The organism is Pseudomonas sp. OV546 (genome assembly GCF_900116845.1).
GTDB lineage: Bacteria > Pseudomonadota > Gammaproteobacteria > Pseudomonadales > Pseudomonadaceae > Aquipseudomonas > Aquipseudomonas petroselini.
Map to the genome: position 1 here is coordinate 142,485 of NZ_FPCE01000010.1, position 13,582 is coordinate 156,066.

Below are 13,582 nucleotides of genomic sequence, written 5' to 3' on the forward strand. Positions count from 1 at the left end.
GGACTAGACCATGCATTTCACCATTCAACGCGAAGCCCTGTTGAAACCCCTGCAACTGGTCGCAGGCGTCGTCGAGCGCCGACAGACCTTGCCGGTGCTCTCCAACGTATTGCTGGTGGTCGAAGGCCAGCAATTGTCCCTGACCGGTACCGATCTGGAAGTCGAGCTGGTTGGTCGTGTGCAGCTGGAAGAGCCCGCCGAACCTGGCGAGATCACCGTGCCGGCGCGCAAGCTGATGGACATCTGCAAAAGCCTGCCGAACGACGCGCTGATCGACATCAAGGTTGATGAAGCGAAGTTGGTCGTCAAAGCCGGTCGCAGCCGCTTCACCCTGTCCACCTTGCCGGCCAATGATTTCCCGACGGTGGAAGAAGGTCCTGGTTCGCTGACCTGCAGCCTGGAACAAAGCAAACTGCGTCGTTTGATTGAGCGCACCAGTTTCGCCATGGCCCAGCAGGACGTGCGTTACTACCTCAACGGCATGCTCTTGGAAGTGTCGGAAGGCATTATCCGCGCCGTGGCTACCGACGGTCACCGTCTGGCGATGTGCTCGATGCGTGCTGATATCGGCCAGCCAGACCGTCACCAGGTGATCGTGCCACGCAAGGGTATCCTTGAGCTGGCGCGTCTGCTCACTGAGCCGGAAGGCAATGTCAGCATCGTGTTGGGCCAGCACCACATTCGCGCTACCACTGGCGAGTTCACCTTCACTTCCAAACTGGTCGACGGCAAGTTCCCGGATTACGAGCGCGTGCTGCCTAAAGGCGGTGACAAGCTGGTACTCGGTGATCGCCAGGCCTTGCGTGAGGCGTTCAGCCGTACCGCGATTCTGTCCAACGAAAAGTACCGTGGTATCCGTCTGCAACTGGCCAACGGTCAGTTGAAGATTCAGGCGAACAACCCGGAGCAGGAAGAAGCGGAAGAAGAAGTGGGCGTCGACTACAACGGCGGTTCACTCGAGATTGGCTTCAACGTGAGCTACCTGCTGGACGTACTGGGTGTGATGACCACCGAACAGGTTCGCCTGATTCTGTCGGACTCCAACAGCAGCGCCTTGGTACAGGAATCCGACAACGACGACTCGGCTTACGTTGTCATGCCGATGCGCCTGTAACCATGCTCAGCAGAAGCTAGATGTCCCTCAGTCGCGTCTCGGTCACCGCGGTGCGCAATCTGCACCCGGTGACCTTCTCCCCCTCCCCCCGCATCAATATCCTCCACGGCGCCAACGGCAGTGGCAAAACCAGCGTGCTGGAAGCCATTCATCTGTTGGGACTTGCCCGTTCCTTTCGCAGCGCTCGCCTGTTGCCGGTCATCCAGTACGAGCAATTGGCGTGCACGGTTTTTGGCCAAGTTGAGCTGGCTGAGGGTGGGCACAGTAGCCTGGGGATATCCCGTGATCGCGGCGGAGAGTTTCAAATTCGCATTGATGGGCAAAATGCTCGCAGTGCTGCACAGCTGGCGGAAATCCTGCCGCTGCAATTGATCAACCCTGACAGTTTCCGTCTGTTGGAAGGTGCGCCAAAAATCCGCAGGCAATTCCTCGATTGGGGAGTGTTCCACGTGGAACCACGCTTTATGGCCACCTGGCAGCGCTTGCAGAAGGCCCTGCGGCAGCGGAACTCATGGCTGCGGCATGGTACACTTGACGCCGCTTCGCAAGCGGCCTGGGACCGGGAACTGTGCCTGGCCAGCGACGAAATAGATGAATACCGCCGTGCCTATATCAAAGCCTTGAAACCAGTCTTTGAGCAGACCTTGAGTGAGTTGCTGGATCTCGAGGGGCTGACACTGAGTTACTACCGTGGTTGGGACAAAGAGCGCGAGCTGAGTGCAGTGCTCGCCACGTCCTTGCAGCGGGATCAGCAAATTGGCCATACCCAGGCCGGACCCCAGCGGGCTGATTTGCGTCTTAGATTAGGCGCACACAATGCTGCGGACATCTTGTCCCGTGGCCAGCAGAAGTTGGTGGTGTGTGCACTGCGTATCGCACAGGGTCATCTGGTTAGCCAGGCCCGACGCGGACAGTGTATTTATCTGGTGGATGACTTGCCGTCTGAACTGGACGAGCAGCACCGCCGCGCGTTATGCCGCTTGTTGGAAGAATTACGCTGCCAGGTGTTTATCACCTGTGTAGACCACGAATTATTGAGGGAAGGCTGGCAGACGGAAACGCCAGTCGCTTTGTTCCACGTGGAACAAGGCCGTATCACCCAGACCCACGACCATCGGGAGTGAAGGCATGAGCGAAGAAAACACGTACGACTCGACCAGCATTAAAGTGCTGAAAGGTTTGGATGCCGTACGCAAACGTCCCGGTATGTACATTGGCGACACTGATGACGGTAGCGGTCTGCACCACATGGTGTTCGAGGTGGTCGACAACTCCATCGACGAAGCTCTGGCCGGTCACTGCGACGACATCAGCATTATCATCCACCCGGATGAGTCGATTACTGTGCGCGACAACGGTCGCGGCATTCCGGTAGACGTGCACAAAGAAGAAGGCGTTTCGGCGGCAGAGGTCATCATGACCGTGCTTCACGCCGGCGGTAAGTTCGACGACAACTCCTATAAAGTCTCCGGTGGTTTGCACGGCGTGGGCGTGTCGGTTGTGAACGCGCTGTCCGAAGAACTGATTCTGACAGTTCGCCGTAGCGGCAAGATCTGGGAACAGACTTACGTCCACGGCGTTCCACAAGAACCGATGAAAATCGTCGGCGACAGCGAGTCGACCGGTACGCAGATCCACTTCAAGCCATCGGCTGAAACCTTCAAGAATATTCACTTCAGCTGGGACATCCTGGCCAAGCGTATTCGTGAATTGTCCTTCCTCAACTCCGGTGTGGGTATCGTCCTCAAGGACGAACGCAGCGGCAAGGAAGAGCTGTTCAAGTACGAAGGCGGTCTGCGTGCATTCGTTGAATATCTGAACACCAACAAGACTGCGGTCAACCAGGTGTTCCACTTCAACATCCAGCGAGAAGACGGCATCGGCGTGGAAATCGCCCTGCAGTGGAACGACAGTTTCAACGAGAACCTGTTGTGCTTCACCAACAACATTCCTCAGCGCGATGGCGGTACTCACTTGGTGGGTTTCCGTTCCGCACTGACGCGTAACCTGAACACCTACATCGAAGCCGAAGGCTTGGCCAAGAAGCACAAAGTCGCCACCACCGGTGACGATGCCCGCGAAGGCCTGACCGCGATTATCTCGGTGAAAGTGCCGGACCCTAAGTTCAGCTCCCAGACCAAAGACAAGCTGGTGTCTTCCGAGGTGAAAACCGCGGTGGAACAGGAGATGGGCAAGTACTTCTCCGACTTCCTGCTGGAGAACCCGAACGAAGCCAAGCTGGTCGTCGGCAAGATGATCGACGCTGCACGTGCCCGTGAAGCTGCGCGTAAAGCCCGTGAGATGACCCGCCGTAAAGGCGCGCTGGATATCGCTGGCCTGCCAGGCAAACTGGCTGACTGCCAGGAGAAGGACCCTGCCCTCTCCGAACTGTACCTGGTGGAAGGTGACTCTGCTGGCGGTTCCGCCAAGCAGGGTCGTAACCGTCGCACCCAAGCCATCCTGCCGTTGAAGGGTAAGATCCTCAACGTCGAGAAGGCCCGCTTCGACAAGATGATTTCTTCCCAGGAAGTTGGCACCTTGATCACGGCGTTGGGCTGCGGTATTGGCCGCGACGAGTACAACATCGACAAGCTGCGCTACCACAACATCATCATCATGACCGATGCTGACGTCGATGGTTCTCACATCCGTACCCTGTTGCTGACCTTCTTCTTCCGTCAGTTGCCGGAATTGATCGAGCGCGGCTACATCTATATCGCCCAGCCGCCGTTGTACAAAGTGAAAAAGGGCAAGCAAGAGCAATACATCAAAGACGACGACGCCATGGAAGAGTACATGACGCAGTCGGCCCTGGAAGATGCCAGCCTGCACTTGAACGACGAAGCCCCAGGCATTTCCGGCGAGGCCTTGGAGCGCTTGGTTAACGACTTCCGTATGGTCATGAAAACGCTGAAGCGCTTGTCACGCCTGTACCCTCAGGAGCTGACCGAGCACTTCATCTACCTGCCGTCCGTGAGCCTCGAGCAATTGGGTGACCACGCACACATGCAGGAATGGCTGGCCCAATACGAAGTGCGCCTGCGCACCTCGGAGAAGTCCGGCCTGGTGTACAAAGCCAGTCTGCGTGAAGACCGTGAACGTAACGTGTGGCTGCCAGAGGTCGAACTGATCTCGCACGGCCTGTCGAACTACGTCACCTTCAACCGCGACTTCTTCGGCAGCAATGACTACAAGACCGTAGTAACCCTGGGCGCGCAACTCAGCACGCTGCTGGACGACGGCGCTTATATTCAGCGTGGCGAACGCAAGAAGCAGGTCAAGGAATTCAAAGAAGCCCTCGACTGGCTGATGGCCGAAAGCACCAAGCGTCACACCATCCAGCGATACAAAGGTCTGGGCGAAATGAACCCGGATCAGCTGTGGGAAACCACCATGGACCCGGCTCAGCGTCGCATGCTGCGCGTGACCATCGAAGACGCCATTGGCGCGGACCAGATCTTCAACACCCTGATGGGTGATGCGGTCGAGCCTCGTCGTGACTTCATCGAGAGCAATGCTTTGGCGGTGTCTAACCTGGACTTCTGATTCAGGTAACAGCTGAACCCAAAAGGCCAACGCTTAGCGTTGGCCTTTTTTATTGGGTAGTTTTCGGTGATCTACAAAATGCTCCACGTGGAACATCAGCATTTTCAGCCTTCAGAAGCGGCTGCCACGCTCTCTAATCGGTACCCATACCCGTAGATCGTCAACAGCTGCCAGCCCCGGTCTGCGGTCAACCCCAGCTTATTGCGCAACCGATAGATATGCGTATCGAGCGGCCGCGACGACACCATTTCTTCATGGGTCCAAAACCGCTCGTAGAGGTACTCGCGAGACAATGGCCGCGCCAGGTTGGCAAACAGGCAGCTCGCCAGCCGGTATTCACGTTCGGTAAGGTTGATAGGTTTACCCGCCCGCGTTACGGTCAATTCAGCATCATCAAACGTCAGGTCATTGAAGCTTTGTACTTCATGGGTCGCTGACTTCTGCAGTCCATGTCGACGCAGAACAGCCGTCACTCGCGCTTTCAGTTCATTGGGGCGAAAGGGTTTGCTGACGTAGTCGTCCGCACCGCTGTTCAGCGCAGTTACGATATCGCTCTCGGCGTCACGGCTGGTGAGCATGATGACGGCGGGTGGCGACTCCATGTGTTCACGGGTCCAGCGCAGCAGTGCGATACCGGTAATATCCGGCAGTTGCCAGTCGAGGATCAGCAGGTCAAACGTCTCCCGACGTAGCTGGCGCAGCAGGTCTTCCCCACGTTCGAAGCAATGCAGAGTCCAGGGCTGTTCGGCGGTGCTGGGGATTTGTCGCAGTGTCTGTTCCACCCGGCGCAGTTCCGCGGGTTCGTCATCCAATATTGCGACACGCATGGGTGGGTCCTTTCGTCTTGAAGTACGGCAGCCGTCGGCCGGTTTCGTTTATGGGCACGGACTGCGCAGATGCCGGCCATGGAATCTGAAGAATTGTGCTCAGATTCGTTGGCCCTTGGATCTCTCGATACGCTGAGACCAATGAGGGTTTAATCCATTGAACGTCCTCGCCACCGATGTAGGAAAGATACCGGCTCCCGACCATAAGGAAAAGGATCAGCCGACGCATGCGCTGCCGTAAACTCTTGCGTGCTGATGTCAGTTGCCCTCTGGAACCCCAACCTTGATGAGCGCCATGATCCTTTCTCCGAACCGCTTGCGCCGCGCCCTCCCCCCATTGTTGATCATGGTGGTCAGCTCTGTGGGGGCGGCAGCCAAGGTTCGTTTGCCTTATATCGATGACAACGTTCTGTGCCGAGCCCAGCCTTTACCGGCGATTGTCCAGCATCTCACGGGTGAGGCGTGGAAACTCGATGCCAGGGGCACGGCGAGCCCCTTGCTGGAAGGTATGACCATCGATGAGCAGGAAGGTGTGAAGACATCGGCTTCGGCGTTCGTCAGCCTGTTGCTCGGTGACGGATCCAGGGTGGTATTGCCCTCCAGTTCGCAAGTGCGATTGCGTCTGGAAAAGAAGCAGTCCATTCCCCAGGTTGTGCTTGAGCAAGGCCAGGCCGAGGCGTATGTGATCAAGCGCATCAGCGACCATGATCGTTTCCAGATCGTGACGCCAGTGGGTGTGCTGGGTGTGCGTGGCACGCACTTCCGGGTGCGCAATGACGCTGAGCAATCGGTACTGGAAGTGTTGGACGGACAGGTTGCCGTCAACCGCGAGGTTAAGACCAAGTCAGTGGAGCAAGAGGTAAAAGTAGGCGCCCGGCAAGGTCTGCTCTTCAAGAAACAGGGCGATTTGAAACCCGTTGAATTACTCGCCGCGCCCACGCTTGTGGGACAGGATGGCCAGAAAGGTGATGCACCGGTCTGGAGTCTGTACCTTCGGCCCTTGCCCGGCGCACAGAGGTACCGGGCCCAGGTCGCCACCGACAAGGCCTTTATGAATATCAAGCAGGAAAACTTTTCCGCTGCGCCGAAAATGAGCTTCACTGGGCTCAAAGCCTCGTTCTATCACGTGCGCTTGTCGGCGTATGACGAAAACGGCCTGGAGGGAGAAACCGGGGTCTATGACATCTTCTACTACCCACCTACCGCTCAGGCACGTTGACCTATGATGCTTTGGGGCAAGGCCGAGAAACGTCAACCCACCCATGCCCAGCGCTTGTTCCACGGCTTGGTGCGTGAGTGGCTGTGGATTGGTTTGCTACTGCTGCCCGTCACCGCCTACCTGTCGGTGAGCCCAGGCCTGGCTTTGAATAATACGTTGTACGACAGCCTGCGCCGCCTCACGCCTCTGCCTGTAGACCCGCGCATCCTGCTGGTGACCATCGACGATTCCAGCCTGAAAAAACTCGGTCAATGGCCCTGGCCGCGCAGCCTGCACGCTGACCTGATCGACCGTCTGAGTGCGGCGCAACCGGCGGGTATCCTGTTCGATGTGATCTTCAGTGAGCCCGGCGATCCGGCTAATGACAAACGCCTGGCCGAGGCGGTCTGCAATGCCGGCAATGTCTTGTTGCCGTTGGTGCGTGAAGGCACGGCGAGCTACAGCCAACCCAGCGCACAGATGCTGCCACTGCTTAAATGTGCCAAGGGCGTAGGTCATATCAATGTCGAGGCAGACAGCGACGGCGTTGTCCGTAGTTTGTTTATGCGTGAAGGTCCACCCGATGCCCCCGCGCCGCAGCTCACCTGGCTGGCCTACGAGATGAGTGGCGAGTTATCAGAGATGCCGGGTGAGCCTCAGCCGTTGGTAGCCCAACCCTGGCATCGTGAACATTCAATCCGCATCCCCTTTATCGCGCCGCATAGTCATTTTCCCAGCGTGTCCTACGTCAGCGTATTGCGTGGAGAAGTACCTCCAGAGCAACTGCGCAACCGGCTGATCCTGGTGGGGTCGACGGCATCCGGGATGGGTGATCGATTTGTCACGCCCCTCTCCTCCACGGTGGGCACAACGGCCGGTGTGGAGATCCAGGCCAATGTGCTCAATGGCTTGCTGCAAGGTCGCATTATCGTGGATCTTCCTGGCTGGCTGGCGGCATTGATGGCGACCGCCCTCGTGGCGTTGCTGCTGGGCCTGCTGCTCTACCGTCCACGCTACGCGCTGTGGATGACCCTCGGCTGCATGGCCGGCGCGTTGCTCGGTTCCTGGGCCCTGTTGCGTCTTGGCCACTGGTGGTCGCCTGCGGCCTGCCTGATTGGGTTGCTGCTCAGCTACCTGATCTGGAACTGGCGTCGCCTCAGTGTGATCATCGCTTACTTCGGCTGGGAACTGACACGCCTGGATAACGAACCCAAAGTCCTGCCTGAACGCCGCCGAGCGCCCGCCAGCAAAGGCGATGTATTGCAGGCGCGTATCTTCGCCCTGGAGCAGGCCGTAAGCCGCACACGCGACACCCGGCGCTTCATGGCTGACGGCCTGGAGTGCCTGCCGGTGGCGACACTGATCACCGACCCCAAAGGCAATATCCTGCTGGCCAACCGTATTGCCCGCGAGGTGTTCGGCAATGACCTTGTCACCGAAAACTTGCTGGAGCAGTTGGCGGACCTGGGCTACCCGCCGCTGCACAACGGTGTGCGCCCTGCTCTCTCAGCGATGGAGCTGGTGGAGTTCCGCGATATCCACCAACGCAGCCTGCGCATGGAATTGGCGCCCATGCTCCCCGCCGAAGGTGATGTCGCACTTGGCTGGCTGCTGAGCCTCACCGATTTGAGTAAGGAGCGCGAAGCCCAGCAACACCGCGAGACGATGTTGCGGTTCCTCTCCCACGACCTGCGTGCGCCGCACTCGGCGATCCTCGCGCTGTTGGATGTGCATGACGGTGAGTCGCCTGTGTTCGCCAAGATCGAACAACAAGTTCGTCGCGCCTTGAGCCTCACGGAATCCTTCGTCCAGTTGGCCAAGGCTGAGGCTGACGGTTACCAGTTCCAGCCAACATTGTTCGCCATGTTGGTGATGGACGCCTTTGATCAAGTCGCGTTGATTGCACAGCTCAAGGGTATTCATTTGGTTCACGACTTGGATGAAGCCGACGAGGGCATGGTGTCTGCGGACCAGTCATTGCTCACTCGTGCGTTGTTCAACGTGCTGGAGAACGCGGTCAAATACTCGTCCTCCGGTACCACCGTGAGGTTGCGACACAGCAGTGCGCAAGGCTGGTTGGAATGCCGTATCAGTGACCAGGGACCCGGGATTGCCGCGCAGGACTTGCCTGAGCTATTCAGCCAATACCGTCGTTTTGATTCCGCCCAGGGCAGTGAGGGCTTGGGGTTGGGGCTGACCATGGTCAAGGCCGTGGTTGAGCGCCACGGTGGGCGCATCAGCTGTGAAAGCGTGGTAGGCAAAGGCACCACGTTCAGCCTGCAATTGCCCCTGTTGGACGACTGAAAAAACGTACTTTCCTGCTGTGCATAAAAAACCGGTCACAAGGACCGGTTTTTTTATGCGGAAAAAACTTATGCACCTTTTCCGTGATTTTATGAGCTTAGGAAATATGTAAGTAAATCAGCTTCTTAAGAGTCAAAAAGCACAATTCGCCAACAAACCGTGCACAGGTTATCCACAGATGGTCAGATCACCGGAGTGTCGACTACAACCGGCTCTGGCGGCAGTGAGCCCATGGCCCGTTGCTGCGCTTCATTCCATGCGGCAGCACGGTCATTCAGTGCGGCAATGGCGCGTGGTCCTTCGCCTTCGGCGTACATAGGTTCACCGATCACCACCGTGATAGTGCCTGGGCGTTTGGCCCAGCCAGTCTTTGGCCAAAACTTGCCGGCGTTATGAGCAATCGGCAACACGGGCAGGTTAGCGTTGACCGCCAACGCGGTACCGCCGCGTGAGAACTTGCCTACGGTGCCGTAGGGCACGCGAGTACCTTCGGGGAAGATCAGCACCCACACGCCATCCTTGAGCAGCTCGTCCCCCTTCTTGGCCACGTGTTTCAGGGCCGCCTTGGGGTTGTCACGGTCGATGGCGATCGGACGCAGCATGGCCATGGCCCAGCCGAAGAACGGCACGTACAGCAATTCACGCTTGAGCACTTGGCTCAGCGGAGAAAAGTACGCCGAGAGAAAGAACGTCTCCCAGGTGCTCTGGTGGTTCGACAGAATCACGCAGGGTTGGTCCGGGACGTTTTCCGCGCCTTTGATCTCGAAGCGAATGTTCAGGAACACCTTGGTCAGCCACAACGCACAGCGGCACCAATAGACGTTGATAAAACGATAGCGCGCCTTGAACGGCAGGAACGGCGCGATAAAAAAGCTCAGGGTGCACCAGAGAAACGAACTGGTGCCCAACAGCAGGTAAAAGAAAAAGGTTCTGATGGCCTGCAAAATCGACATGGCGGCATTTACCGTTGCGGGACGCGGCCCGCCTGTTAAAAGCGCACTCCCGAACAGTCCTTGGTCTCAGGAAGTCGAGGGCGGCTAGTTGTTGATAAGTTCTGCGGCAACGGCCGCCAGATCGTCAAAAATCAAGGTGCCTACCGGCAGGTTTTTCGCCTGGGTCTTTTCGCCTTTCCCGGTCTTAACCAAAACTGGCTGAGAGTCGACGGCTTTGGCCGCCTCCAGGTCACCGAGGCTGTCCCCGACGAACCATATCCCAGCCAAAGGCACCTTGTAATGTTCTGCAATGGTTTTCAACATGCCAGGCTTGGGTTTGCGGCAATCGCAGCCCTCATCCGGCCCGTGGGGGCAGTACACCACCAGCCCCACCTCACCGCCCTGCTCGGCCACCAACGTGCGCAAGCGCGCGTGCATGGCGTCCAGGGTGGCGATGTCGTAATAACCGCGGGCGATACCGGACTGGTTGGTGGCAATGGCCACCGTCCAGCCGGCTTTGCTCAACTGCGCGATGGCCTCGATCGAACCGGGCAGTGGAATCCACTCCGCCACCGACTTGATGTAAGCGTCGGAGTCGTAGTTGATCACCCCGTCCCGATCGAGAATCAGCAGTTTCAGCATGGTCAGCTCAGCGTCGAAATGTCAGCGATATTGACGAACAAGCCACGCAGGCGCGCCAGCATGGCGTAACGGTTTTTTCGCACGCCGGCATCTTCGGCATTGATCATTACCGCTTCAAAGAACGCATCCACCGGCTCGCGCAAGGTCGCCAGGCGCGCCAACGCTTCGGCATAGTTGCGTTCGGCGATCAGCGGCTTCACAGCGTTTTCAGCTTTGGCGATGGCCGAGTTGAGCGAGAACTCCTTGGCATCGGCGAACAGGCCAGGGTCGACGTCGGCGTTGCCCAGGCCTTCGGCCTTGCTCAGCAGGTTCGACACACGCTTGTTCACGGCGGCCAGGGCATCGGCTTCCGGCAGTTTGCGGAAGGCCTGCACGGCTTGTACGCGTTGGTCGAAGTCCAACGCCGAACCCGGCTGCAGGGCACGTACCGACAGGTACACCGACACATCCACGCCTTCGTCTTCGTAACGCGCACGCAGGCGGTCGAACACGAACTCCAGCACTTGCTCGGCCAGGCCGGCCTGCTTGACCTTGGCACCGAACTGGCCGACGGCGAACACCACGGCCTGGGTCAGGTCGAGGTCGAGCTTCTTGTCGATCAGGATGCGCAGTACACCCAGCGCCGCACGGCGTAAGGCATACGGGTCTTTGCTGCCGGTTGGCAACATGCCGATACCGAAGATACCCACGAGGGTGTCCAGCTTATCGGCGATTGCCACGGCTGCACCGGTCAGGGTGGTCGGCAGTTCAGCACCGGCACCGCGCGGCATGTACTGCTCGTTCAACGCCAGGGCGACATCGTCCGGCTCGCCGTCGTTGAGGGCGTAGTAGTAGCCGGCAACGCCTTGCATTTCCGGGAACTCGCCGACCATCTCGGTGGCCAGGTCGCACTTGGACAGCAGGCCTGCACGCGCAGCCCAGGCCGCGTCGCCACCAATACGTTGTGCAATATAGGCGGCCAGCTTGGAAACCCGCACAGCCTTGTCGTAGACGCTGCCCAGTTTTTCCTGGAACACCACGTTCTGCAGGCGCAGGTTGAAGTCTTCGAGCTTCTGCTTCTTGTCTTGCTTGAAGAAGAACTCGGCGTCGGTCAGGCGCGGGCGAACGACTTTCTCGTTACCGGCGATGATCTGCTGCGGGTCCTTGCTCTCGATGTTGGCCACGGTGATAAAGCGCGGCAGCAATTTGCCGTCCACGTCCAGCAGGCAGAAGTACTTCTGGTTGTCCTGCATGGTGGTGATCAGGGCTTCCTGCGGCACGTCGAGGAAACGTTCCTCGAACGAGCACACCAGCGGCACCGGCCATTCAACCAGCGCGGTCACTTCGTCGAGCAGGCTTGGCGGCACGATGGCGGTGCCTTCCTGCAGGCGGGCCAGCTCTTCGGTGCGCTTGCTGATCAGCTCGCGACGCTCGTTGGCATCGGCCAGCACGTAAGCGGCGCGCAGGTCGGCGGCGTAGTTGGCTGGCGAGGTGATGCGCACGGCTTGCGGGTGATGGAAGCGGTGACCACGGGAGTCACGGCCGGCCTTCTGGGCAAGGAGGGTGCAGTCGATGACTTGGTCACCGAGCAGCATCACCAGCCATTGGGTTGGACGCACGAACTCTTCCTTGCGTGCACCCCAGCGCATGCGCTTGGGGATCGGCAGGTCGTTCAGGGAGTCTTCAACGATGGTCGGCAGCAGGCTGGCGGTCGGCTTGCCGGTGATGACCTGGCTGAAACGCAGTTTCGGGCCGCTCTGGTCGATCTCGCTCAGCTCCACGCCACACTTCTTGGCAAAACCAAGGGCGGCCTGGGTCGGGTTGCCTTCGGCGTCGAACGCCGCCTGGCGCGGCGGGCCGTCGAGGTTGATGCTGCGGTCCGGTTGCTGGGTTTCCAGCGCGGTCAGCAACACGGCCAGGCGACGTGGCGCGGCGTAGACTTTCTTCGCATCGAACTTCAGGCCAGCGCTGTGCAGGCCTTTTTCGATACCGGCCAGGAACGCGTCGGCCAGGGTATTGAGTGCCTTGGGTGGCAGCTCTTCGGTGCCCAGTTCAACCAGGAAATCTTGAGCACTCATTGTGCAGCCTCCAGCTTAGCCAACACTTCATCACGCAGGTCCGGGGTTGCCATCGGGAAGCCCAGCTTGGCGCGAGCCAGCAGGTAGGCTTGGGCGACGGAACGCGCCAGGGTGCGCACACGCAGGATGTATTGCTGGCGTGCGGTTACCGAGATGGCACGGCGCGCGTCCAGCAGGTTGAAGGTATGCGATGCCTTCAACACCATTTCGTAGCTCGGCAACGGCAGCGGCTGGTCGAGTTCGATCAGGCGCTTGGCTTCGCTTTCATAGAAGTCGAACAGTTCGAACAGCTTGTCGACGTTGGCGTGTTCGAAGTTGTAGGTGGACTGCTCCACTTCGTTCTGGTGGAACACGTCGCCGTAGGTGACTTTGCCGAACGGGCCGTCAGCCCACACCAGGTCGTAGACCGAATCCACGCCTTGCAGGTACATGGCCAGGCGCTCGAGACCGTAGGTGATCTCGCCGGTCACCGGGTAGCACTCGATGCCGCCCGCTTGCTGGAAGTAAGTGAACTGCGTCACTTCCATGCCATTGAGCCAGACTTCCCAGCCCAGGCCCCAGGCGCCCAGGGTCGGCGATTCCCAGTTGTCTTCGACAAAACGGATGTCGTGGACCAGTGGGTCCAGGCCCACATGCTTGAGCGAGCCCAAGTACAGTTCCTGGAAGTTGTCCGGGTTCGGCTTCAGTACCACCTGGAACTGGTAGTAATGCTGCAGACGGTTCGGGTTTTCGCCGTAGCGGCCGTCAGTCGGGCGACGACTGGGCTGCACATAAGCGGCGTTCCAGGTTTCCGGGCCGATGGCCCGCAGGAATGTAGCGGTGTGGAAAGTGCCGGCGCCTACTTCCATATCGTAGGGCTGAAGTACCACACAACCTTGCTCGGCCCAGTATTGCTGGAGGGCGAGGATCAAGTCTTGGAAGGTACGCACGGCTGGCGTAGGCTGGCTCACGAAATTCACCTG

Annotated in this window: 10 protein-coding genes; 5 read left to right on the forward strand and 5 right to left on the reverse strand. The window is 58.9% G+C overall.

Translation table 11 applies throughout. From position 1 onward, the window contains the following. Positions 1-10 precede the first annotated feature (10 nt). Genes dnaN through gyrB form a run of 3 tightly spaced genes read left to right on the forward strand, consistent with a single transcriptional unit; the run spans position 11 to position 4,660 of the window. Positions 11-1,114, forward strand: a complete 1,104-nt coding sequence (dnaN, locus tag BM403_RS22005) for a DNA polymerase III subunit beta (protein ID WP_010207719.1) — start codon at positions 11-13, stop codon at positions 1,112-1,114. A gap of 20 nt (positions 1,115-1,134) precedes the next feature. After that, entirely contained in the window at positions 1,135-2,238 is a 1,104-nt protein-coding gene (gene recF / locus BM403_RS22010) for a DNA replication/repair protein RecF (RefSeq protein ID WP_012721452.1), read from the forward strand. A gap of 4 nt (positions 2,239-2,242) precedes the next feature. Further along, positions 2,243-4,660 (forward strand): DNA topoisomerase (ATP-hydrolyzing) subunit B, encoded by a 2,418-nt coding sequence (gene gyrB, locus BM403_RS22015; RefSeq protein WP_012721453.1) that lies wholly within the window; start codon positions 2,243-2,245, stop codon positions 4,658-4,660. Between the two features lie 104 nt (positions 4,661-4,764). On the opposite strand, the gene BM403_RS22020 is transcribed toward gyrB, so the two are convergent. Further along, positions 4,765-5,487 carry a response regulator transcription factor gene (locus tag BM403_RS22020; protein WP_012721454.1) on the reverse strand — a complete coding sequence of 241 codons (723 nt, stop codon included), beginning with the start codon at positions 5,485-5,487 and terminating at the stop codon, positions 4,765-4,767. Positions 5,488-5,773: 286 nt separating this feature from the next. Here BM403_RS22020 and BM403_RS22025 point away from each other — a divergent pair, with 286 nt between their 5' ends. Together BM403_RS22025 and BM403_RS22030 are read left to right on the forward strand one after the other, a co-directional pair. Next, on the forward strand, positions 5,774-6,706 hold the full coding sequence (locus BM403_RS22025; RefSeq protein WP_175538094.1) for a FecR family protein: 933 nt from the start codon (positions 5,774-5,776) through the stop codon (positions 6,704-6,706). 3 nt (positions 6,707-6,709) lie between these two features. After that, the gene (locus BM403_RS22030) at positions 6,710-8,989 is read left to right on the forward strand and encodes a CHASE2 domain-containing protein (protein ID WP_093544810.1); all 2,280 of its coding nucleotides are present in this window, start codon (positions 6,710-6,712) and stop codon (positions 8,987-8,989) included. Between the two features lie 182 nt (positions 8,990-9,171). On the opposite strand, the gene BM403_RS22035 is transcribed toward BM403_RS22030, so the two are convergent. The 4 genes from BM403_RS22035 to glyQ form a co-directional block, all read right to left on the reverse strand. Continuing rightward, entirely contained in the window at positions 9,172-9,942 is a 771-nt protein-coding gene (locus BM403_RS22035; RefSeq protein ID WP_093544813.1) for a lysophospholipid acyltransferase family protein, read from the reverse strand. Between the two features lie 84 nt (positions 9,943-10,026). Beyond that, entirely contained in the window at positions 10,027-10,563 is a 537-nt protein-coding gene (gmhB, locus tag BM403_RS22040; RefSeq protein WP_012721458.1) for a D-glycero-beta-D-manno-heptose 1,7-bisphosphate 7-phosphatase, read from the reverse strand. Between the two features lie 2 nt (positions 10,564-10,565). After that, a complete protein-coding gene (glyS, locus tag BM403_RS22045; RefSeq protein WP_093544816.1) occupies positions 10,566-12,620 on the reverse strand; it encodes a glycine--tRNA ligase subunit beta in 2,055 nt (684 codons plus the stop codon). Further along, positions 12,617-13,570 (reverse strand): glycine--tRNA ligase subunit alpha, encoded by a 954-nt coding sequence (gene glyQ, locus BM403_RS22050; protein WP_003187265.1) that lies wholly within the window; start codon positions 13,568-13,570, stop codon positions 12,617-12,619. The genes glyS and glyQ overlap by 4 nt, the downstream gene beginning before the upstream one ends. Positions 13,571-13,582 lie beyond the last annotated feature (12 nt).

Excerpts from the sequence above, each read along its gene's own strand:
- dnaN (WP_010207719.1), top strand. The coding sequence starts at position 11 with ATGCATTTCACCATTCAACGCGAAGCCCTGTTGAAACCCCTGCAACTG.
- recF (WP_012721452.1), top strand. The coding sequence starts at position 1,135 with ATGTCCCTCAGTCGCGTCTCGGTCACCGCGGTGCGCAATCTGCACCCG.
- gyrB (WP_012721453.1), top strand. The coding sequence starts at position 2,243 with ATGAGCGAAGAAAACACGTACGACTCGACCAGCATTAAAGTGCTGAAA.
- BM403_RS22020 (WP_012721454.1), bottom strand. The coding sequence starts at position 5,487 with ATGCGTGTCGCAATATTGGATGACGAACCCGCGGAACTGCGCCGGGTG.
- BM403_RS22025 (WP_175538094.1), top strand. The coding sequence starts at position 5,774 with ATGAGCGCCATGATCCTTTCTCCGAACCGCTTGCGCCGCGCCCTCCCC.
- BM403_RS22030 (WP_093544810.1), top strand. The coding sequence starts at position 6,710 with ATGATGCTTTGGGGCAAGGCCGAGAAACGTCAACCCACCCATGCCCAG.
- BM403_RS22035 (WP_093544813.1), bottom strand. The coding sequence starts at position 9,942 with ATGTCGATTTTGCAGGCCATCAGAACCTTTTTCTTTTACCTGCTGTTG.
- gmhB (WP_012721458.1), bottom strand. The coding sequence starts at position 10,563 with ATGCTGAAACTGCTGATTCTCGATCGGGACGGGGTGATCAACTACGAC.
- glyS (WP_093544816.1), bottom strand. The coding sequence starts at position 12,620 with ATGAGTGCTCAAGATTTCCTGGTTGAACTGGGCACCGAAGAGCTGCCA.